The 22,563-nt window shown below is 51.3% G+C and carries 21 protein-coding genes; 5 read left to right on the top strand and 16 right to left on the bottom strand.

Annotated features, from left to right (window positions below; genetic code table 11):
• Positions 1-122: 122 nt before the first annotated feature.
• Positions 123-1,274: a chorismate mutase gene (locus AEST_RS14120; RefSeq protein WP_008609844.1), complete on the top strand. Its 1,152-nt coding sequence runs from the start codon at positions 123-125 to the stop codon at positions 1,272-1,274.
• Between the two features lie 64 nt (positions 1,275-1,338).
• Here the strand turns inward: AEST_RS14120 and AEST_RS14115 are convergent, their stop codons facing one another.
• Complete coding sequence (locus AEST_RS14115; protein WP_008609843.1) at positions 1,339-2,745, bottom strand: MBL fold metallo-hydrolase RNA specificity domain-containing protein; 1,407 nt, start codon at positions 2,743-2,745, stop codon at positions 1,339-1,341.
• A complete protein-coding gene (locus AEST_RS14110; RefSeq protein ID WP_008609842.1) occupies positions 2,735-4,342 on the bottom strand; it encodes a Na/Pi cotransporter family protein in 1,608 nt (535 codons plus the stop codon). The genes AEST_RS14115 and AEST_RS14110 overlap by 11 nt, the downstream gene beginning before the upstream one ends.
• A 92-nt stretch (positions 4,343-4,434) precedes the next feature.
• On the opposite strand from AEST_RS14110, the gene AEST_RS14105 reads away from it, so the two are divergent.
• Entirely contained in the window at positions 4,435-5,316 is an 882-nt protein-coding gene (locus AEST_RS14105; protein ID WP_008609841.1) for an LOG family protein, read from the top strand.
• 18 nt (positions 5,317-5,334) lie between these two features.
• Here AEST_RS14105 and tyrA read toward each other — a convergent pair whose 3' ends face one another.
• The 8 genes from tyrA to ffh form a co-directional block, all read right to left on the bottom strand.
• Positions 5,335-6,471 carry a bifunctional chorismate mutase/prephenate dehydrogenase gene (gene tyrA / locus AEST_RS14100; protein WP_008609840.1) on the bottom strand — a complete coding sequence of 379 codons (1,137 nt, stop codon included), beginning with the start codon at positions 6,469-6,471 and terminating at the stop codon, positions 5,335-5,337.
• Between the two features lies 1 nt (position 6,472).
• Positions 6,473-7,525 carry a 3-deoxy-7-phosphoheptulonate synthase gene (locus AEST_RS14095; protein WP_008609839.1) on the bottom strand — a complete coding sequence of 351 codons (1,053 nt, stop codon included), beginning with the start codon at positions 7,523-7,525 and terminating at the stop codon, positions 6,473-6,475.
• Between the two features lie 334 nt (positions 7,526-7,859).
• Entirely contained in the window at positions 7,860-8,474 is a 615-nt protein-coding gene (locus tag AEST_RS14090; RefSeq protein WP_008609838.1) for a DNA-J related domain-containing protein, read from the bottom strand.
• 39 nt (positions 8,475-8,513) lie between these two features.
• Positions 8,514-8,873, bottom strand: a complete 360-nt coding sequence (rplS, locus tag AEST_RS14085) for a 50S ribosomal protein L19 (protein WP_008609837.1) — start codon at positions 8,871-8,873, stop codon at positions 8,514-8,516.
• Positions 8,874-8,895: 22 nt separating this feature from the next.
• Positions 8,896-9,669 carry a tRNA (guanosine(37)-N1)-methyltransferase TrmD gene (gene trmD, locus AEST_RS14080; protein WP_008949793.1) on the bottom strand — a complete coding sequence of 258 codons (774 nt, stop codon included), beginning with the start codon at positions 9,667-9,669 and terminating at the stop codon, positions 8,896-8,898.
• On the bottom strand, positions 9,669-10,205 hold the full coding sequence (gene rimM, locus AEST_RS14075; protein ID WP_039925569.1) for a ribosome maturation factor RimM: 537 nt from the start codon (positions 10,203-10,205) through the stop codon (positions 9,669-9,671). Before rimM ends, trmD begins: the two co-directional genes overlap by 1 nt.
• A gap of 18 nt (positions 10,206-10,223) precedes the next feature.
• On the bottom strand, positions 10,224-10,475 hold the full coding sequence (gene rpsP / locus AEST_RS14070; protein ID WP_008609832.1) for a 30S ribosomal protein S16: 252 nt from the start codon (positions 10,473-10,475) through the stop codon (positions 10,224-10,226).
• 135 nt (positions 10,476-10,610) lie between these two features.
• Positions 10,611-11,978: a signal recognition particle protein gene (gene ffh, locus AEST_RS14065; protein WP_008609830.1), complete on the bottom strand. Its 1,368-nt coding sequence runs from the start codon at positions 11,976-11,978 to the stop codon at positions 10,611-10,613.
• 146 nt (positions 11,979-12,124) lie between these two features.
• Here ffh and AEST_RS14060 point away from each other — a divergent pair, with 146 nt between their 5' ends.
• Together AEST_RS14060 and AEST_RS14055 are read left to right on the top strand one after the other, a co-directional pair.
• Entirely contained in the window at positions 12,125-12,916 is a 792-nt protein-coding gene (locus AEST_RS14060) for a cytochrome C assembly family protein (protein WP_008609829.1), read from the top strand.
• A gap of 41 nt (positions 12,917-12,957) precedes the next feature.
• A complete protein-coding gene (locus tag AEST_RS14055; RefSeq protein ID WP_039925556.1) occupies positions 12,958-14,217 on the top strand; it encodes an HlyC/CorC family transporter in 1,260 nt (419 codons plus the stop codon).
• A gap of 62 nt (positions 14,218-14,279) precedes the next feature.
• On the opposite strand, the gene AEST_RS14050 is transcribed toward AEST_RS14055, so the two are convergent.
• The 3 genes from AEST_RS14050 to pssA form a co-directional block, all read right to left on the bottom strand.
• A complete protein-coding gene (locus AEST_RS14050; protein WP_156803904.1) occupies positions 14,280-14,918 on the bottom strand; it encodes a transglycosylase SLT domain-containing protein in 639 nt (212 codons plus the stop codon).
• Positions 14,919-15,015: 97 nt separating this feature from the next.
• Positions 15,016-16,608 carry a glutamate--cysteine ligase gene (gene gshA / locus AEST_RS14045; RefSeq protein WP_008609826.1) on the bottom strand — a complete coding sequence of 531 codons (1,593 nt, stop codon included), beginning with the start codon at positions 16,606-16,608 and terminating at the stop codon, positions 15,016-15,018.
• A gap of 108 nt (positions 16,609-16,716) precedes the next feature.
• Positions 16,717-17,547 (bottom strand): CDP-diacylglycerol--serine O-phosphatidyltransferase, encoded by an 831-nt coding sequence (pssA, locus tag AEST_RS14040; protein ID WP_008609825.1) that lies wholly within the window; start codon positions 17,545-17,547, stop codon positions 16,717-16,719.
• 64 nt (positions 17,548-17,611) lie between these two features.
• Here pssA and AEST_RS14035 point away from each other — a divergent pair, with 64 nt between their 5' ends.
• A complete protein-coding gene (locus AEST_RS14035) occupies positions 17,612-18,007 on the top strand; it encodes a DUF4124 domain-containing protein (protein WP_008609824.1) in 396 nt (131 codons plus the stop codon).
• Positions 18,008-18,026: 19 nt separating this feature from the next.
• Here AEST_RS14035 and clpB read toward each other — a convergent pair whose 3' ends face one another.
• From clpB to rluD, 3 genes are all read right to left on the bottom strand, one after another.
• Positions 18,027-20,606: an ATP-dependent chaperone ClpB gene (gene clpB, locus AEST_RS14030; RefSeq protein WP_008609822.1), complete on the bottom strand. Its 2,580-nt coding sequence runs from the start codon at positions 20,604-20,606 to the stop codon at positions 18,027-18,029.
• A gap of 115 nt (positions 20,607-20,721) precedes the next feature.
• The gene (pgeF, locus tag AEST_RS14025; RefSeq protein ID WP_008609820.1) at positions 20,722-21,477 is read right to left on the bottom strand and encodes a peptidoglycan editing factor PgeF; all 756 of its coding nucleotides are present in this window, start codon (positions 21,475-21,477) and stop codon (positions 20,722-20,724) included.
• Between the two features lie 26 nt (positions 21,478-21,503).
• The gene (gene rluD / locus AEST_RS14020) at positions 21,504-22,478 is read right to left on the bottom strand and encodes a 23S rRNA pseudouridine(1911/1915/1917) synthase RluD (protein ID WP_008609818.1); all 975 of its coding nucleotides are present in this window, start codon (positions 22,476-22,478) and stop codon (positions 21,504-21,506) included.
• Between the last annotated feature and the right edge of the window lie 85 nt (positions 22,479-22,563).

Genomic DNA, 22,563 nt, shown 5'->3' with positions numbered 1-22,563 from the left:
TTTTTTAGCTTTACCACCTTAGCGAGGAGGTAGCTGACCGTGCGCGCGCGTTAAGCAGAAACCTCCCAAGCCGGGAGGTTTTTTTTTGAGTCGTTTTAGTAGCTATCAGCACAGAGGCCGTTATGGAATTAGATCAGATCAGAACCGCGATCAGCGATACCGATCAGCAGTTATTGGGGTTACTGGCAAAAAGGCGTGCGCTGGCATTGGCCGTCGCCGAAGCGAAGTTAACGCAGAATAAGCCCATTCGCGATCAGAAGCGGGAACAGGAATTATTACTGTCGCTGATTGAGCAAGGTAAGCCGCTGGGACTGGATGCGCAGTATGTGACACGAATTTATCATGTCATTATCGAAGACTCAGTGCTACAGCAACAAGCCAAGGTGCAGGGCCAGTTAAATGGCGAACATACGCCGGCGGTACGGGTAGCCTTCCTTGGTGGTCAGGGTTCATACAGCTACTGGGCAACGCAAAAATATTTTACCCGCCGCGCCGAGCGCATTATTGAACTGGGCTGTGACAGCTTTAATGAAATTGTCAAAGCGGTGGAAACCGGCCATGCCGACTATGCGGTATTGCCAATTGAAAATACCTCATCCGGTTCTATTAACGAGGTATATGACTTACTGCAGCACACCCGCTTATCGATAGTCGGAGAGTTAACCCATCCGATCGAGCACTGCTTGCTCGGCCTGCCTGGTACCGACCTGAGCAAAGTACGCCAGGTCTGCTCACATCCGCAGGTAATTGCCCAGTGTAGCCAGTTCTTACTGGGGCTGACTAACGTTAAAATTGAATACTGTGAAAGTTCATCCGCCGCCTTTGCCAAGGTAAAAGCGTTACAGGACCCCACTATTATCGCGATTGGCGGCGAGGAAGGTGGCAAACTCTATGGCCTGGAGGTATTAACCCGCGAACTGGCGAATCAGAAACAAAACGTCAGCCGTTTTATTGTGGTTGCCCGTAAACCGGTGCAGGTGGCAAAAGCAATCCCGGCCAAAACCACCTTTATTATGTATACCGGCCAGCAACCCGGTGCTTTGGTTGAAGCGCTGCTGGTACTGAAACAACATGGCATCAGTATGAGCAAACTCGAGTCACGCCCTATTCCGGGTAATCCGTGGGAAGAGATGTTTTATGTCGATGTCAGCGCCAATCTGAACGACTACGCCATGACCCGCGCGCTGGAAGAGCTGAACAATCTGACTAAGTTTGTCAAAGTGCTGGGCTGCTACCCGAGTGACGAGGTTACGCCAACTGAAATCCAGGCCTAAATCTGACCAGCCAGGCCTTAACAGAGATAAGATCGAGGGCAGCCCAGAGGCTGCCCTCAACTTATTAAAACAGGATCTGCTGGCCCTGCTCCGGGATCTGCGCCTGGATACCGGCCTCAGCCAGTACCTCTTGCAGTACCTGCTGTGCCTCAGGTTCACCATGCACCAGATAGAACTCGGGCGCTCCGCCAATGGCGGTGGCCCAGCGCACTAGCTCAGTTTGTCCGGCGTGTGCAGAAAAGCCGCCAATGGTATGCAATTTGGCTTTTACCACTGTGTCCTGGCCGAAAATTTTCACCCGCTTTTCACCGTCCACCAAACGCCGGCCGAGGGTGCCTCTGGCCTGAAAGCCAACAAAGATGAGATGGTTGGTGTTTTTCCATAAATTATGTTTCAAATGGTGTACGATGCGACCGCCATTACACATGCCGCTGCCAGCGATAATAATAGCGCCATGAGTAACTCTGTTGATTGCAGTGGAATCCTCAACGGTTTCTGACACCTTTAGCATCGGCAACAGCTGCTCCAGTGTCATGCCCTTCTTATAACCGATTTTGTCCAGATCTGCCTGCTCCAGCCGGTGCAGATACTCACTGTAAATTTTGGTAATACTGATAGCCATGGGGCTATCCAGAAATACCAAGCGCTGCTTTAGCCGCCCCTGACGGTGCAATAGTGCCAGGTAATACAGAATTTCCTGCGAGCGCCCCAGGGCAAAGGCCGGAATAAACACATTGCCGCCATCGTTATAGGCTTGTTCCAGCGCTGTTGCAAACTCCTCAATGGTATTATCCAGCGGTTGATGGTTACGATTACCATAGGTACTTTCCATCAACACAATATCGGCCTGGTCAATCTCGGTTGGTGCCGGCAGCAGTACAGTCGCGGGATTCCCCAGATCACCGGAGAACACTAGCTTTTTCATCGCCTGCTTCCCCTTTAGCCAGAGCTGCACTATGGCCGACCCCAGAATATGGCCGGCATCAGCAAACTCCAGCTCGACGCCCTGCAGCGGAAAGGCTCTTTTGTTATAGCCCAGCACCCGCACTAAGTCACTCACCCGTTCAGCATCCTGCAGCGACATCACCGGCTCATAGATTTTCTTACCGGCACGGGAGGCTTTACGGTTTTGCCATTCCAGATCTTTTAAATACAGATTGACGGAGTCCTTTAACAGCACCGGTAACAGTTCGGCGGTGCCCGGAGTACAGTAAATCTTGCCGCCAAAGCCTTTCGCCACCAGCAAAGGCAATAAGCCGCTATGATCAATATGCGCATGCGACAGAATAACGGCATCAATATCCTTTGGCTTAAACGGGAAGCGGAATTTATGCCATTCTCTGACCTGATCCGCGCCCTGCACCATGCCGCAATCGAGTAAAAACTGTTGTTGATTCATCTTTAACAGATAACAGGAACCGGTGACCTGCCTGGCGGCGCCGATGAAGGTTAAACTGGCATTAACTGGCATGGTTAATTTCCTCATGGTTCACCGCGCTAGTTTGCGGTGCTTGTTGGGGTCCATGCAGTTTGGCAAGTGCCAGCATAGCCCGGGTTAATTGTTGGTTAAAACGACGCAGCTCGGCAAAACGCAACAGCTGATCGCCGCCGGAGTCATTAGTTAAACGTTCGGTCAGCACCAGCAGATACAGCTGTTCTTTCAATTTTTGCCGTTGCCGCATCAAATCACGATAACAGCTACGGATCTGCTGTGCTGCATCCGGCCAATGTGCCGAACTGAGTTGTTGCCATAAAGCCTGTTCTGGCACAAAGGCTTGCGGATCGCGCTCGGCTTGCTCTGCTAACTCAGGTAGTAATTGTAATGTCATTTCTAACCTTAGCTGATTTTTGATTAGTTCGTTTAATGCCTGCGATTCATGCTCTGCCAGCTGGCTTTTGCCCAACAAAGTTAAATAGTGGCTAATCTCACTTTGTAGCTGCCGGATCTGCTCAATACTCTGGCTTGATAATGTTTTCCCCTGACTTAACAGCAACGCCTGACCGCTTATCAGTTGCCCTACCCTTAAACTCTCCATACTCAGGGTCTTAATCGCCACAGCCGGAATACTCAGGCTGGAAGCATCCAACACCCGTAGTTGGCCGGCTTTTTGTGCCCGAAAGCGGCTATTTAAAAACTTTACCAACCTGCTGGTCAGCGGCCACATCAGCAGCACGCCTAAAATATTAAATAAGGTATGAAACAGCGCCAAGCTAAGCGCCGGATTCGGGTCGTGAAACAGCGCGCTCTGTAGCAGGCTGATTAACCACAGCAAGGGCGTCAGGATAATGATAGCGACGACACCGGTTACCACGTTAAAGATCACATGTAGCATGGCTAACCGCTTGGCTTTTGCCGTCGCAGCTAAGGTCGAGATAATGGCGGTGGAGGTAGTACCTAAATTTGCCCCTATCACAAAGGCAGCCGCCACTGACAACGGAATAACCCCAGTTGAGGTCGCCGTAATAACCAGCGCCAGTACCGCAATTGAAGCCTGCATCACCACGGTCAGCAAGGTGCCAATTAACACCCCGAGTAACAGGCCCCAGACACCAAGCTCGCTGAGCAGGGAAAACTCGATATCGACAAAGACGGTATCGAAACTGTCTTTCAAATACGCCAGCCCCAGGAAAAACAAACCGAAGCCCACCAATGCCTCGCCAAAACCTTGTCGCCGTGCCGATTTTGCGAATAGTTTTAATAAGGCCCCCACGCCGATCAGCGGCATCGCCAGCGCATCAATTTTAAATTGCATGCCGACTAAAGCGACAAACCAACCGGTCAGAGAGGTCCCGACATTACTGCCATAAATCACAAAGGCGGCATTTTGCAGCGACAAGATACCAGCATTGACGAAACCTATGGTGGTGACAGTAATCACGGTTGAAGATTGCACGGCGACGGTGGCGGCCGTACCAAAGAGCAAACCCTGCCAGGATTTTTGGGTACTGCGTTCGAGGAACTGCATCAGGGAGCGACCGGCTGCAGCTTTTAGCCCCTTGCTCAGCCAGTCCATACCCAGTAGGATTAACCCGAGCGCACCCAAACCAATTAAAATATCTGATAGCATAGCCTTCCTTCTTGCTTTTCTATGTTATAACCCAACTTTACAACGCCTTAGCTGTTTTGTATCAAAAAAGTAGTAATTAAGGGGATCTTGTCATGACAGAAAGCAATGCTTTATATAAACGCAATTTTGCCACGGCCCAGGAATCATTAGACGCTATCTCGCGACTGCAGGACCATGACTCCTACAAACTGGCCTTTGCCGATACCGGTTTTTTAATGCAGGACGAGCTGCGGCATGTGCGCTTACAACTGGAATATCTGAAACCGCAGCTGGTGCTGGATCAACATCAGATCAATGCCACTATAGTCGTGTTCGGTAGTGCGCGCTTTTTGTCCCCAACTCAGGCCGAACAACAATTGGTAGACGTGAAGCAGCATTATGCGGCAAGCCCGGATACCCCTGCCGCTATCCATGCACTAGCACAAGCAGAGCGGGACCTGAAGAATAGCCGTTATTATGCGGCATCGCAGGAATTTTCACGTCTGGTGACCAGTCATAGTTGCCAGCATCCGCACTGCGCGCTGACTATTATCAGCGGTGGTGGCCCGGGGATTATGGAAGCGGCCAACCGCGGCGCCATGGATGCGAACGGCAAGAGCATCGGCTTAAATATTGTGCTGCCGAAAGAGCAGCACCCTAATCCCTATATCACCCCGGAATTCTGTTTCCAGTTTCATTATTTTGCCATTCGCAAAATGCATTTCCTGCAACGGGCGCGGGCGCTGGTGGCCTTTCCGGGTGGCTTTGGTACGCTAGATGAGTTATTTGAAACCCTGACCCTGATCCAAACCAGAAAAGCCGAACGGGTACCGGTGATCCTGTACGATAAAGCTTTCTGGCAACGCTTGATCAATTTCGAGATGCTGGCAGAAGAGGGACTGATTAGCCCGCAGGACCTGGAACTGATTCAGTATGTCGACAGCCCGGAGCAAGCCTGGCAGGTGATTTATGATTTCTATCAGTTGGGTAAGTAGCGCCAGTAAATTCGGGCGCTAACTGCGCCCGTCTGCTGCTTTTTGCAGTAATTGCTTACTTTCCTGCAGAAATTGCTGCGCCAGCTCGCCGAAGAACTGCTGGCCCTTGGCAAATTCCGCCATTAAACCGGCTTTATCCTGCGCTGCCAACAAGCTCAATAGCTGGGCAAAACGCTGCTGATAACGCTGCAGCAGCGCCGTCACATCAGCCGATGACAACATAATATCGGCATAAAGTTCAGCGTTCTGTGCGAACAAGCGCCCCACCATCGCCAGCTCCAGCCGGTAAATCGGTGAGCTGAGTGCTAACAGCTGATGTAAATCAGCCTGCTCTTCGGCTAGATGCACACCATAGACCAAAGAGGAAAAATGCCGCATCGCCTGGATCAGTTGCATGGCACTGTCATGCTCTTCCGCCGCCTTGGTCGTCAGCTCCGCGCCCCAGATCACCAGTTGCTTTAATAACCACTGATAGTCTTCCGGCTGCCGGCCATCACAAACTACGACCACTTGCTTAATCAAGTTATTGATGTCTGGACCAAACATTGGGTGTAAGCCAACGACAGGCCCGCTATGCTGCGCCAGCATCGCTTGCAGCGGCCGCGCCTTAATACTGGTTAAATCGGCCAGTACGCACTGTGCTGGCAATGTCGGTAACTGCGCAATCACCTGCTCGGTAAGCGTAATAGGTACCGCCAGTAATACCAGGGCGGCATCCTGACATAGCTGGGCGGCCTGTGGCCAGTCCTGAGGTTCCAGTATTGCCACCTGATAACCGGAGCGTTGAAATAAGCTGACAAAACGGCTGCCTAAGGCTCCGGCGCCGCCGACCACCACCACCTTGCCGCCACTGGGCCGGCAACAGACAAAGTGTTGATCCTGGGTGGCATAAGACTCGCGCATCACCCGGCGTAATAAGTCTTCAACCAATTCCGGCGAGACGCCTTGTGCCAGCGCTTGCTGTCGTCTGGCAGCGAGTAATGCCTGCTCACGCTCCGGTACATACACCGGCAACGCATAGTGTTGCTTCACCTGCCCAACCTGGGCGGTGACTCTGGCCCGGCGCGCCAATAGCTCGACGAGCTCACTGTCCAGTTGATCAATTTGCTCTCGCAGCGGCTGCAACGCCGCTGCAGCTGCATCACTGGGCTTCACCTCAGGCCACCGCCGCCAGTTGCCGCATTTGTTGCGCTAAAATTGCCAGTAAATCTGCGGTTGTTGACCAGTCAATACAGGCATCTGTGACTGAGACACCATATTTTTCAGCTTTGCCATTGACGATATCCTGCCGCCCGGCCTGCAAGTGGCTTTCCAGCATAATGCCGATAATGGCATTATTGCCGGCCAGGCGCTGCGCCAACACCTCTTGTGCCACCTGCGGTTGCCGGTTATGGTCCTTATTGGAATTGCCATGGCTACAGTCTACGACGATGCCGTGCGGTAATTTAAGTTTATCCAACTGCGCCAACGCAGCCCCGATGCTGGCAGCATCATAGTTAGGTTTGGCACCACCACGCAGAATAATATGCCCATCCGGATTACCGGCAGTTTGGATCAGGCTGACTTCACCTTTTTGGTTAATGCCAAAGAAGGTGTGACCGCTGGCAGCCGACTGCAGGGCATTAAGCGCGACGCTTAAGCTGCCATCAGTACCATTTTTAAAACCAACCGGCATCGACAAGCCGCTGGCCATTTCACGGTGAGTCTGCGACTCCACAGTGCGGGCACCAATCGCCGCCCAGCTAATCAGATCCGACATATACTGCGGGCTGATCGGATCCAACGCCTCGGTCGCCACCGGCAATTCCAGCTCGACCATTTTCAATAACAGCTCTCTGCCCCAGGTTAAGCCGGTTTCTAAATCGAAAGAGTCATCCAGGTGAGGATCGTTAATAAAGCCTTTCCAGCCGACGGTAGTTCGGGGCTTTTCAAAGTATACCCGCATCACAATATACAAACTGTCCTGATAGGCTAACTGCAGTGCTTTTAACTTATTGGCGTAGTCAATGGCAGCGACCGGATCGTGGATAGAACACGGGCCTGTTACCACTAACAAACGTTTGTCACGGCCATGAATAATATTGGCGATATCAGCGCGGGCTTTGGCAACAAAGTCCGCGCCTTGCTCCGATAACGGCAATACCCGTTTTAATACAGCCGGCGAACTTAAGGGTTTCTGCGCTACGATACGCAGGTCATCGACGATCATGGACACGATTGAGCTCCTTTGCAGTGCTGCGGAGACTAAGCATAGGCAAGAGTCTGGGCTTGTGCCGCCTGCTGACGCAAAAAAGCGTTATCTTCCGCCCTCTGTGCTAAGTAAGCTGTGCAAAACCCAACTCAAATCCGTAAACTTATTTATACAGCACGTATCTATAAAATTACAATAGACTGGAGTGTACGGATAGATGGCTATCAGGTCAACCCTGTAGGTCAACAAAAATAAGGAAATCCCTAGCTTTAGCCAGAAAAACAAAATGCACACTTATCTTTACAGTTAACCTGGCAGAATAGCGAATTCAGATAATTAACAGCGAAAAGGGTTATAAACGTTGTAAGATTTTTTGATAGGCCAGCGAGATACGGACAAAGGTGGTTTTATCACCGCCCCGATCCGGATGATGTTTTAGCGATAAACGCCGAAAGGCCTTTTTCAGCTCGCTTAGGCTGCAGGGCCAATCCAGTTGTAGCAGCTGTAACGCCTCGTCATCATTGAGCTGGATCGTGCTACTGCTAACGCCATGGCGCTGCTGATAATACTGCCAGAAGCTCGCCAGTCGCTTACTTAATGCCACCGGCGTCATCCGCCAATAGTTTTGCCAGTCGGCATAATAAGCTGCCTTGCTATCGGTAAGCAGCGGCAGATGGTCTTGCCAGGGCGCAATTTTAATTCGTGCCAGGCCAATATCCAGATAAGCGGTGCTGCTTAGCGCCCAACGTTCAACCAGTCGGTACAGCAAGTGATACAGCACAAAATGGCGTTGGAATAGTGCAAACTGGCTGTCTTGAATGGTGGTAAGGGGTTTTAAATCCAGCAGTGTCAGAAGTTGCTGCTCTGTCAGCTCGCCAAAACGGCGTAACAGGATTTGCTCCAACCGAAGTTCCAGTTGTTGCAGTTGAGTAGGATTAAGCGGTGCTGTAGCAGTCAGTTCTGCCATAAAAAAAACAGGGCCGGCATAGTGCCGGCCCTTAACAGCTTAGTTAAGCTTTTCGCGGATACGCGCTGATTTACCTGAACGATCGCGTAAGTAGTAAAGCTTAGCACGGCGAACGGCACCACGACGTTTAACGGTGATGCTGTCTACCAGCGGGCTGTGCGTCTGGAATACACGCTCAACACCTTCGCCATTAGAGATTTTACGTACGGTGAATGAAGAGTGCAGACCACGGTTACGCTTGGCGATAACAACGCCTTCGTAAGCCTGTAAACGGGTTTTGTCACCTTCTTTAACTTTAACCTGAACCACTACAGTGTCACCTGGAGCGAATGCAGGAACGTCTTGTTTCAGCTGTTCCTGTTCAAGTTGCTTGATGATGTTTTGGCTAACTTTGCTCATAACAATCTCACTTTACCTGGAATTAACTATCTTGCTGCTGCAACGCCTGGTATTCCTGTTGGAATTCTGCCAGTAACTTGCGTTGCTCCTTAGTCAGAGCCAGGGAATTTAACATATCCGGCCGTCTTAACCAGGTTCTACCGAGAGCCTGTTTCAGACGCCAGCGTCTAATTTCTTCATGGTGCCCACTCAGCAATACGGCGGGTACCTGTTTGTCTGCTAACACCTCAGGGCGGGTATAATGTGGACAATCTAACAAGCCGGCTGCAAACGAATCCTGCTCAGCAGATAAATCATGTCCCAAAACCCCGGGTACCAGTCGCGACACGGCATCAATTAATACCATTGCCGGCAACTCGCCCCCGCTTAGTACGTAATCGCCGATTGACCATTCTTCGTCAATTTCGGTTTCGATCACGCGCTCGTCAATTCCTTCGTAACGGCCTGCTACCAGGAGCAGTTTCGGATGTTTTGCCAGTTCAGCCACACCTTGCTGGTCTAATTTGCGGCCTTGCGGCGACAAATAAACCGTATGCACCTTACCTCCTGCGGTGGCTTTCGCCGCGCGAATGGCATCGGTCAGTGGCTGCACCATCATCAGCATACCGGGGCCGCCGCCATAAGGCCGGTCATCAACAGTCCGGTGTTTGTCCGTGGTAAAATCCCGCGGGTTAAAACACTGCAGCTGAATAATACCCTGCTTTACAGCCCGACCAGTGACGCCGTATTGCGTAATCGCCTGAAACATCTCCGGAAACAGTGAGACAACGCCCACCCACCTTGGTTGTTCCTGCATTAAAACGCCGGGTCCCAATCTACTGTGATTTGCTTCGCAGTTAAATCCACCTGCTTGATCACGGTCTGATCAAGATAAGGAATTAAGCGCTCACCCTTACCAAAGGCATCAGTCCGGTTGGCTTTCACCACTAACACATCGTTAGAGCCGGTTTCCATTAAGTCGGTTACCACGCCCAGATCATAGCCTTGCTGATTCACTACTTTCAGATCCATCAGATCTTTCCAGTAGTACTCGCCGTCGTCCAGAGCCGGTAAGGCATTGGCGGCAACCGCGATTTCAGCATTGGCATAGGCCTGCGCCTGTTCCCGGACATTAATGTCAGTCAGTTTGGCGATTAAGCCATTACTATGCCGTTTCCAGCTGCTGACTGTTACTGTCTGCCAGTTACCCTGAAATTTGACCTGCCAGGGTGTGTAATCAAAAATCCCTTCCGGGATGTCCGTGTAGGAGTTAATTTTTAGCCAGCCATTGATGCCGTAAACCGCACCAAACTTGCCAAGTACTACAAAATCTTTTTCACTCAACAGTGACAACTCCACACGCCTTGCTAATTAAGCAGCTGCTTTCTTAGCGTTTTTTACCAGAGTGGCCACGCGATCACTCAGTGCAGCACCTTGTGCTACCCAGTGGTCAACGCGATCCAGGTCCAGACGCAGTTTCTCTTCAGTGCCGCTGGCGATTGGGTTAAAGAAACCCACGCGCTCAATAAAACGGCCATCACGAGCAAAACGGCTGTCCGCTACCACAACTTGGTAAAATGGACGCTTTTTCGCGCCACCACGTTGTAAACGAATAGTTACCATACCGTCCTCTAATTTCAATCGTTCAGGTTTTAAAAAATAACAAAGCCCGCAGTCGGACTGCAGGGCTGCTGCATTGTACGGATTTTTGCCGCGAATGCAAGGCATTTCGCGGCCTGGCAACCCGTCACACCAGGATCAGCGCGGTGGTAACATACCGGGTGGCAACTTGCCGCCCATGGCCCGCATCATCTTCATCAGGCCACCTTTACCACTCATCTGTTTCATCATTTTCTGCATCTGGGTAAATTGTTTCAGCAGCTGATTGATCTCCTGCACCTGTGTGCCAGAGCCGGCTGCTATCCGTTTTTTACGCGAGCCTTTTAGCAGGTCCGGAAACTCACGCTCTTTCGGCGTCATCGAATTAATAATGGCTTCCATCCGAACAAACTGCTTTTCATCTAACTGACCGGCGGCACCGGCCGGCAGATTTTTCATCCCCGGCAGCTTGTCCATCAGTGACATCATGCCGCCCATGCTACGCATCTGTACCAGCTGCTCGCGAAAATCTTCTAATGAAAAGCCTTTGCCTTTCATCATCTTCTGCGCCATTTTCGCGGTTTTTTCTTTATCGACTTTCTGCTCAAGCTCTTCAATCAGGCTTAGCACATCGCCCATACCTAAAATGCGCGAGGCGATACGATCCGGATGGAACGGCTCTAAGGCATCGGTTTTCTCACCGGTACCGATAAACTTAATTGGCTTACCGGTGATATGGCGGATAGATAAGGCGGCACCACCACGGGCATCACCGTCTGCCTTAGTTAGGATCACCCCGGTTAATGGCAAGGCTTCATTAAAGGCTTTAGCCGTATTAGCCGCATCCTGACCGGTCATGGCATCGACCACGAACAGGGTTTCAATTGGTTTTACCGCGGCATGTAGCGCCTTGATTTCATCCATCATCTCGCTGTCGACATGCAAACGACCGGCGGTATCGACCAGCAGCACATCAAACATCCGGGTTTTGGCATGCGTGATGGCAGCGTTAACAATAGCAACCGGCGCCTGTGAAATGTCGCTGGGGAAAAACTCAACATTGACCGCTTTGGCCAGGGTTTCCAGTTGCTTAATAGCAGCTGGCCGGTAAACGTCGGCCGATACCACCAACACTTTTTTCTTTTTCCGTTCGGTCAGAAACTTTGCCAGCTTACCAACAGAGGTGGTCTTACCCGCCCCCTGTAAACCCGCCATCAGGATCACCGCCGGCGGTTGGGTATTCAGGGCCAGTTCTTCATTCGCCTCGCCCATGGCTTCTTCCAGGGCTTTACGGACGATTTTCAGAAATTCCTGCCCCGGGGTCAGACTTTTGCTGACCTCCAAACCAACAGAGCGCTCTTTGATCTGGTTGATAAAGTCTTTGACGACCGGCAATGCCACGTCAGCTTCGAGCAGTGCCATCCGCACTTCCCGTAGCGTTTCTTTAATATTGTCTTCGGTAAGACGACCACGACCACTAATATTTTTCAGGGTCCGGCTTAAACGATCTGACAGATTTTCAAACATAGCGGAGATCCAATTCGGTAATTGCGCCGATTATAGCGCGTTGTAACGTTATCGTCAGCCTTAAGCGCATCTTACTGTATGCTGCTGGGCTTTACCCGAAACTTGCAATACAATAATCCACTTACTGCGTCACAGGAGTGTTAAGTATGCCGATGTTGTTACCCGCGCTGGCTTTGGTTGCCTATACGGTTGCAACTGTTACCCTGCTATTGCGGCTATTCCATCCGGCCGGGCCAAACTTTAAACTGGTTTTCAGTGCCGGCACCCTGGGTGTGGTATGCCATATGCTAAGTCTGGCGGGCAGCATCTTTACCGAGCAGGGACAAAACTTTAGTTTGTTGAACGTCAGCTCATTGGTCGCCTGGCTGTTAACCCTGGCGGTAACCCTGATTTCCCTGCGCAGTCCGGCTGTGTTGCTATTACCTATAGTCTACACCGCCGCTGCCTTACTGCTACTGGCCGGTCTGTTTATTCCCGGCACTGCACTGTTACAGCACCTGGGACAAAGCCCGGGGCTGCTGGCCCATATTGGTTTGGCTTTTAGCGCCTATGTGGTGCTGATTATGGCCACGCTGTACTCAATTCAAGTGTCTTATATCAGTTATAAACTGAAACATAAAAATTTCTCTGGTGTCAGTCGCTTTTTGCCGCCATTATTACAGGCAGAGCAACTGCAATTTCGCTTGCTGGCAGCCGGTACCGCCTTGTTAATCCTGGCACTGGCTAGTGGCGTACCCTATATGAAAAGTTGGGTCGACCATAAAACGCTGCTTAGTTTGCTGGCGCTAATTGTATTCGGAGTGCTGTGCTGGGGGCATGCCCGTCAGGGCTGGCGCGGTAGAGCCGCGGTATCTCTGACTTTAGTCGGCAGTGTTGTCCTCACCCTGGCCTATTTTGGCAGCCGCTTTGTAAAAGAAGTCCTGCTGGGCAGATTCTGAAACCGCTCTACACTTTGTCAGGCAATAAAGGTAATTAACTTTTGGACGCAATCTCAACCAGTACACTCTTTATTATTTTGGGAGTGCTACTGTTCATCTCGGCCTATTTCTCGGGTTCAGAAACAGGCATGATGTCCGTTAACCGCTACCGGTTAAAACACCTTGAAAATGAACAACATAAAGGCGCAAAGCGGGTAGCCGAATTATTGGACCGGCCAGATCGGCTGATCGGTTTGATCCTGATTGGCAACAACCTGGTGAATATCGCTGCCTCCGCTATTGCGACCATCATCGGGATGCGACTGTATGGCGATGCCGGTATTGCTATTGCAACCGTGATCCTGACACTGGTGATCCTGGTATTTGCGGAGGTCACGCCAAAAACCCTGGCGGCACTGCATCCGGAGCGGATCGCTTTTCCAAGCTCGGCATTATTAAAGCCGCTGTTAAAACTGTTTTATCCGTTGGTTTGGCTGATTAACTGGATCACCAATGGCTTACTGGCTGTGATGGGCGTCAGCCCGGAAAAGCATCAGGGAAATAGTCTGAGCGCAGAGGAACTCAGAACCGTGGTGCATGAAGCCGGCGCCCTGATCCCGGAGCAGCATCAAAATATGCTGGTGGGGGTACTGGATTTAGAGAATGTTACCGTAGATGACATTATGACGCCGCGTAACGAAATCGCCGGTATCGATATTAACGACGAATGGAAAGATATCGTGCGCCAGCTGGCAAACGCCCAGCACAGCCGGGTATTGCTGTATCGGGATAGTATTGATGATGCCCTGGGTTTTATTCACCCGCGGGATCTGGTGCGGCTGCTGCTTAAAGATCAGTTTAGCAAAGCAACCTTGCTACGCTCTGTACACGAAATTTACTATATTCCGGAAGGCACTCCACTTAACACCCAACTGCTGAAATTTCAAAGTACCAAGGAACGTATTGGTCTGGTAGTTGATGAATACGGCGATATTCAGGGGCTGGTAACGCTGGAAGATATTCTGGAAGAAGTAGTGGGTGAATTTACTACTGATGTCATAGAAGATAACCACGAGGAAATCATTCAGCAGCCAGACGGTTCCTACCTTATCGACGGCAGCATCAGTTTGCGGGATCTGAACCGGCAAATGCAGCTGGAGTTTCCAACGGATGGTCCGAAAACGCTGAACGGCCTGTTACTGGAACATCTGGAAGAGATCCCACAAGGCGCGATGAGTGTAAAACTTGCCGGCTACCCACTGGAAATCGTCGATGTGCAGGATAATATGATTAAAACGGTGCGGTTGGTTCTGACACGCTAGCCAGCCGCCGAAACACAGACTAACCAAATAGCAGGCGGCGTAGCCAGCCGCCGAAACACAGACTAACCAAATAGCAGGCGGCGTAGCCAGCCGCGCTGCAGTTCTTTCTCGCAGCCTTGTAATTGCTGCTTGTAAATGCTGGCTCGGTCGTCAACCTGACGGGCGGTTCTGAGCAACCAGGCCTTCTGCTGATGGCTGCCGCGCCGGTAACCGCCCCAGCCCTCGTGGTAGTTCAGATAAAGCCGGTACGCATCATCTTTCGGCACCTTATTCACCTGATGGGTTTTATCGATATACCAGCCGATAAAATCCACCGCATCCGCAAAGTTGCTACGGCTGGCAAACAATCGACCAGTGTCCTTGACATAATCGTCCCAGGTCGGGGTTTTCGCCTGAGAATAGCCATAGGCGGAGCTCGCCCGACCATAAGGGATAAAGCCAAGGAAATAACGCATTGGCGGCCGGGCGTTATGCCTGAAACCACTTTCCTGATACATAAAACTGATCGGCACAGCAATCGGCATGCCCCATTTGTCACTGGCACTGGCGCTGGCTTTATACCAGGAGCGGTTCTCACGAAAGATCTCGCAGATATCGCTTTTATTTTGCGGCGGCGGCGTCGCACAGCCGGTTAGGGCTGCAGACAAACCTAATATGATCAGGAGTTTATTTTTTTTTATCTTTTTTTGAACTATCAGCATAAGGGGGATTCTAACAAGGTGCATGGATGCAACCAAGTTTTTTGTTTTCCCTGGATTCTCCTTTACGGCTACCACCTGGTAGCCGTTTTTTTATCTGCTATTCGGCGGTACAGGCTGGTACTTCACGAAAGTAGTCAGCCAGGTACTGTTCAAAACTCAGGGTATCAGCCGCTTCGATTTGCTGCTGGCGCAGGTGCGATTGCTCCGCCGCCGCAACAAAGTCCTGTTCGCTGTAATACTGATATGGCTCTGCCAGTAGCTGGCTACGATAGCTTTCTGCCAACTGCCGCATATAGGGGCCATTGTCCTGCCGGGCGCTCAGCAGATGATTGAGGATTTTACCAGACGGTGTTTGTGCTGGATCTAATAAGCTCAAGTAATACTGGCGCATTGCCGCCTGATAGCGGTCGGTCTGATACGCCTGATCCAGCCATTTGGCTATTGGCATCATATCGGCAAACAGTTGTTCAGCCCAATCCTGCATCAGGCGTGGCTGACCATCCTGCAACAGCTCCAGATTCGTGCGCCGACCATCAGTTACCACCTTTTTCAGGTTCTGCTCAGTCACCTGCTGCTCGGCAGCGGATAACGGCGGGCTTTGCTCCAGTAAACAGTACAGTAGGAACACATCCAGAAAGCGCATTTGTTCAGCACTAATACCAATACTACTGAACGGATTGACATCCAGTGCCCGCACCTCAATATATTCCACGCCCCGCTTCGCCAGGGCACAGGTTGGCCGCTCGCCCGATTCGGTGGTGCGCTTAGGACGAATAGTCGAGTAAAACTCGTTCTCAATCTGCAGCACATTACTATTCAGCTGCTGAAAAACACCATCCACCTTGACACCAATGCTCTGATACTCGGCAGATGGCTGGGTAACAGCCGCATGCAAACCACTGATATATTCCGGTAAACTGTTATAAGTAATATTTAAACTGGATTGAGCGCTGTTGGTATAACCTAAATCACTCATCCGCAGCGATGTCGCGTAAGGTAGATAAAGCGACCCCTTGCCCAGTTTCTGGAATGCATAACGCGACTGACGCCCTTCTAAAAAGGACTGACACATCGCCGGCGACGCACCAAACAAGTAGACAATAAGCCAGGCAACACGCTTGTAGTTACGGATCAATGACAGATACTGTGCCGAGACAAAATCCTGCAGCGTCGCGTCGTCCTGCAACAACTGCTGATACGCTTGCCAGAAGCTCTGCGGTAAGGAAAAATTAAAATGCACGCCACTGATGGCCTGCATCATGCTGCCGTAGCGGTTTTTCAGTCCTTGCCGGTACAGGGTTTTCATCTTCCCGACATTCGAGGGCCCGTACTGTGCTAACGGGATCTGGTGCTGGTCGGTAATAAAACAGGGCATACTGGCCGGCCATAACCGTTCATCACCCAGTTGTCGTACCGTAAAGCGATGAATATCCGCAAGTTGCGCCAGAGTTTGTTCAATATCCTCACCAGCAGGGGTAATAAACTCGAGCAGTGATTCTGAAAAATCGGTGGTGATCCAGGGGTGTGTCAGGGCAGACCCCAGCGCCCTGGCATGGGCGCTTTGTGCCAGACTGCCATCCTGATTAACGCGTAAGGTCTCGCGCTCGATCCCACGCTTAATACCAAGGATACTCTGCTGTAGTCCCTGCTGTTGCAGCGACGACAAAACTGCGGTGATGCTAGCGCTCAAGATGATTCCTTACTGAGAATGGCGTTCCCCAATGATTGGGGAACGCCAAGCTGATATCAAGAGGTGAAACACAAAATTGGGTATAACGCTGCGAGCCTGGTAGCAGGATCAGTTGCCGGCGTCAGTTTTTTCAGGTTTGGCGCTCTCCGCTTTAGCTGCTGTCTCATCCAGAAAATCAGCATCTTCGGAATCGCCCACCACATGCTCCAGTTTAAGTTTGCGTACACTGCGGAAGGTCGTAATGGGTCCCGAGCAGGCATAAGCAAAGAAAATGATAAATAACATTTGCGCCGGCCGTGCAGCGATAACCACAAAGACCAGCACTACCAGCAAGATCGTCAGAAAGGACACCCGATCGCGCCAGTTCAGGTTTTTAAACGAGTTGTAGCGGAAATTACTGACCATCAAAAAGCCAGCGGTGATAGTCAGTAAACCGACCAGATAGCCGTACTTATCACCATCAATCTCAAAACTGGCACCGTTCCAAACCATACCGGCCACCAGGGCAGCCGCCGCCGGACTGGCTAAGCCCTGAAAGAAACGGCCATCTGTTACGCCCAGATTGGCGTTAAAGCGTGCCAAGCGTAACGCGGCACAGGCAACATAAATAAAGGCCGCCAACCAGCCGAACTTGCCAAGATCTGCCAGCGCCCAATTATAAGCAACTAACGCCGGTGCCACACCAAAGGCCAGTAAATCAGACATGCTGTCGTATTGTGCCCCAAATTCACTTTGGGTATTGGTTAAACGCGCTACGCGGCCATCCAGGCCATCGAAGATCATTGCGATAAAAATCGCCACAGCAGCGGCTTCAAAACGACCGTTCATTGATGATACGATGGCAAAGAAACCCGAAAAAAGCCCGGCGGTTGTCAGCAGGTTAGGTAACAGATAGATCCCTTTACGCGGACTAGTATCACTGTTTTTTAATTCTGTCATAAGGCAACTTCTAAAATAACGATTACACTGATTATAAGGGACATAACATAACATGGATAGAACCATGGCAAAAGTGAAGTACATCTTTCTCGGCACCCTGTTATGCCTTGCTCCGCTGACCATCGCGCAAACGGTTTACAGCTGGCAGGACGCAAAGGGTGTGATCCATTTCTCACAACAGCCGCCCGCTGAGGGAGAATATCAGTTAGTCACGATTAAGGTCGGTAGTGGTTCTTCTGCCGTCACCGCCGTCGCACAAGGCGTAAGTTCAGGCGCAGTGCTGGATCCGGTGTTGTGTCAACAAGCCCGCGATCAGCTAACGCTGTTAAATAGTGAACAGGAACTCTTTACCAAAGAAGCCAACCAGGAGGCAGTGCGCTTACTGACAGCAGAAGAGCGCCAGCAGCAGATCCTCCTGGCGAACTTTGAGATCAAAAGACGCTGCCCGGCCACACCTTAGCCGGGCTGCTTCGCTGACGCTAATGCCGGCTCTGCACCCTAAACTGCTGACCATCGTGGTCAACCACTATCGTGCTACCCGGCAAAAAGTTGCCTTGTAATAACGCCTGTGCCAGTGGGTTCTCCAGATACTGCTGAATCGCCCGTTTTAGTGGCCTTGCACCATATAAGGTGTCAAAGCCAACCTCTGCCAGTTTCTCCAACGCCGCATCACTGACTTCCAATTGGAAGTCACGTTGCTGCAAGCGTTGCCGCAACCGCTGCAACTGAATACTGGCAATTTGTTTAATTTGCCGATCATCCAGCGGATGGAATACCACCGACTCATCCAAGCGGTTTAAAAACTCCGGCCGGAACTGCCTGCTTAGCACATCCATTAGCATGGTTTTCATTTCGGCGTAGCTGTACTCGCGATAATGCTCCTGGATCAGATCTGATCCCAGATTCGAGGTCATGATGATCACGGCGTTTTTAAAATCCACCGTCCGTCCCTGACCATCGGTCAGACGACCATCGTCCAACACCTGCAATAAGATGTTAAAGACATCAGGATGAGCTTTTTCAACCTCGTCCAGCAGGATCACTGAGTAAGGCTTCCGTCTGACGGCTTCGGTCAGATAACCGCCTTCTTCATAACCAACATAGCCCGGCGGTGCGCCAACCAAGCGGGACACCGCATGTTTCTCCATAAACTCCGACATATCGATCCGCACCATCGCATCCGGGCTGTCAAACAGGAATTGCGCTAACGCCTTAGTCAACTCCGTTTTCCCTACCCCGGTTGGCCCGAGGAATAAGAAAGAACCAATGGGTTTATTCGGATCAGACAGACCGGCCCGCGAACGGCGGATTGCATTTGCCACCGCACTGACCGCCTCATGTTGCCCTACCACCTTATCGTGCAAGGCCTCTTCCATCCGCAGCAATTTGTCACGCTCGCCTTCCAGCATTTTACTGACCGGAATGCCAGTGGCTTTTGACACCACATCCGCAATTTCCTGATCGGTCACCTTATGCCGCAACAGCGTCATTTCCTGCATTTCCGCCTGCGAGGCTAAGTCCAGCTTTTTCTCCAGCTCTGGAATGCGGCCATACTGCAACTCAGACATCCGTTGCAGATCACTTGCCCGCCGTGCGACTTCCAAATCCAAGCGGGCTTGCTCCAGATCGGCCTTAATATACTGGGTGCCCTGCAATGCCGCCTTTTCGGATTCCCATACCTCATCCAGCTCGTTGTATCGTTGCTCCAGCTCGTCAATTTGCTCGCGAATACTATCGCGACGCTTTTTACTGGCATCGTCGGTTTCTTTTGCTAAGGCATTATCCTCCAATTTCAACTGGATAATACGCCGCTCTAAGCGGTCTAACTCTTCTGGTTTGGAATCCATCTGCATCCGGATACTGGAAGCCGCTTCATCAATTAAATCAATGGCTTTATCCGGTAACTGCCGATCACTGATATAGCGGTGTGACAGTGTTGCTGCCGCGACGATCGCCGGATCGGTGATCTCTACCGCATGGTGCAGCTCGTAACGCTCTTTTAAACCGCGCAGAATCGCGATGGTATCCTCAACCGTTGGCTCCTCCACCAAAACTTTCTGGAAACGCCGCTCCAGCGCAGCGTCTTTTTCAATATATTTGCGATATTCATCCAGGGTGGTGGCACCAAGACAGTGCAACTCACCGCGTGCCAGCGCTGGCTTTAGCATATTGCCGGCATCCATAGCACCATCAGCCTTACCAGCGCCAACCATGGTATGAATTTCGTCAATAAACAGGATGATCTGGCCTTCTTCTTTGGCAACTTCGTTCAGTACTGCTTTTAACCGCTCTTCAAACTCACCGCGATATTTGGCCCCTGCCAGCAGCGCGCCCATATCCAGTGATAATACCCGCTTATCTTTTAAGCCTTCAGGAACTTCTTTATTAACAATGCGCTGCGCTAAACCCTCTACGATGGCGGTTTTACCGACACCGGGTTCACCAATCAATACCGGGTTATTTTTAGTGCGTCGTTGTAATACCTGCACGCAGCGGCGAATTTCTTCATCCCTGCCAATCACCGGATCCAGCTTGCCGGACTCTGCTCTGGCTGTCAGATCAATGGTATATTTGCTCAGCGCCTGACGGGTATCTTCCGCATTGGCATCATCCACCTTCTGACCAGCACGGATTTGCTCTATCGCAGCACTGACCTTGTCTTTATTTATCCCCAATAACTGCAGAATGCGGCCCAGCTCTGATTTATCCTCAGTCGCGGCCAACACAAACAGCTCACTGGAGATAAACTGATCTTTACGCTTTTGCGCCAGCTTATCGCATTGTTGTAACAGCTGAGCTGTGGCTGCTGATAACTGTAAGCTACCGGCATCACCTTCTACTCTTGGCAGACGCTCTATCGCCTGGCTGACTTTTGAGCGCAGTTCATTAAAGTTTACCGCCAGCTTATTTAATAATTCGCGTACGGTGCCGCCTTCCTGATTCAGTAAGGCAAACATGATATGTACCGGCTCGATAAACTGTTGATCACGCCCCAGTGCCAGCGATTGCGCATCGGCAATGGCTTCCTGAAACTTACTGGTGAATTTATCTAAACGCATTGGCAGGCTCCCGCTCTTACCCTAACTATGATGTGTAATAAGATTGGGCGCTGTTGTGGATTTTTCAAGCAGCGAACGTCAAAAAATTGACTTGCATCAACTTAGCGCGTCTACCTCAGGGTTCTAACCAGATAGCGCTGGCCTGGCGGCCGGTTTGACCATCACGCCGGTAGGAGAAAAAACGTGCTGAGTCAGTAAAGGTGCAATACTCTGCACCATAGATGGCTCTGACTCCGGCACGCTGCAGCCGCAAACGGGCCAACGCATAGATATCTGCCAGATACTTGCCGCCAGCTGAGCCGGTAAAAGCGGCTTCAGCCTCTGGCATCATCGCCACAAAGGCCTGACGCACCTCAGCGCCAACTTCAAAAGCCGCCGGCCCAATTGCCGGCCCGAGCCAAACCAATAACTCTGCTGCCGGAGCCTGAAAATGCTGCAGGCTTTGTTCAATCACCCCGCCAGCAAGACCACGCCAACCAGCATGCACCGCGGCGACTTCGGTGCCGGCTGTGTTACAAATTAACAACGGCAAACAGTCTGCTGTCATCACCAGACAAACCTGTCGTGGCTGTCTGCTGTAGCTGGCGTCTGCAGTCGGTAATGGCTCAGGCGAGTGCAGCGGTAAAGTTAGCACCTGATTGCCATGCACCTGATTCATCCATGTCGGAGCTGCCGGCAGCCGGGCCAGTTGTGCAAAACGCTGGCGATTAGCACTGACGTTGACAGCATCATCCCCAACATGCCCACCAAGGTTCAAACTGGCGTATTGTCCGCCGGATACCCCGCCAAGCCGGGTTGAACTAAAAGCTTTAACACCGGCTGGCGCCGGCCAGTCAGGGTAAAGTAACTCAGATGGCAGATCAGGGCGCATAACGTTAATCAGGTCCATACTTTGACTTACACAAAGTCCATACCGTGTAACTGGGTATCGGCTTTTAAAGCGGCATTCAGTGCCACCATATCGTCCGGCAATGGCGCATGCCACTCCAGCAACTGGCCGGTTATCGGGTGCGCCAGTTTAAGCATAATGGCATGCAGCGCCTGGCGTTTAAAATTACGCATTAACTGCAATAACTGTTCGCTGGCCTGGCGTGGCGGTCTGGGCCGGCCACCATATACCGGATCGCCAACCAGAGGATGGCTGATAAAGGTCATATGTACGCGGATCTGATGCGTCCGGCCGGTTTCCAGCCGCAGTCGCAGGCGGGTATGCGCCCGGTACTTTTCCATCACTCTATAGTGGGTAACAGCCGGTTTACCATTTTCATTAACTGCCATCAGGGTTCTTTTGGTCTGGTGCCGGCCGATCGGCTGTTTTACCGTCCCGCCGCCGGTCATAGTGCCGTAACAGACCGCTTCATATTCACGGGTAATTTCCCGCGCTTGCATCGCCTCGACCAGATGCGTTTGCGCTGGTATCGTTTTCGCGATGACCATCAGGCCGGTAGTGTCTTTATCCAGCCGGTGAACTATACCGGCACGGGGAACTTCTGCAATACTCGGGCAGTGATGTAACAAGGCATTGAGTAAGGTACCGTCCTGATTGCCTGCTCCCGGGTGCACCACCAGACCGGCAGGCTTATTGATCACCAGAATATGTTCGTCTTCAAACACGATATCCAGGGCGATCGGCTCGGCGTCAAAACGTTCTTCTTCCGGCAATTCAGCCTGAATATCGATTTGCTCCCCACCCAACATTTTCTGCCGCGGAGTGGCACAAGGCTCACCGTTTACCTGCACGCTATTGGCCAGGATCCACTCTTTTATCCGCGAACGCGAATAATCGGGGAACATTTCGGCCAGAACCTGATCTAAGCGCTTACCAAAAAGGTGCTCAGGTACGATTTCTGAAAGTTTTAGCTGTTTTGTCATAACGGAAGCAGTTATCCTGTGTGCAACCCCGCGATATCTGGGGTAGAATCGCATGAGCGGGTATTTTAACGATTTTACGCCGGAC

Source organism: Alishewanella aestuarii B11, assembly GCF_000280055.1.
GTDB classification, from domain to species: Bacteria; Pseudomonadota; Gammaproteobacteria; order Enterobacterales; family Alteromonadaceae; genus Alishewanella; species Alishewanella aestuarii.
The sequence above is the reverse complement of the archived record's forward strand: the minus strand, read 5'-3'. Positions and strand labels throughout refer to the sequence as shown.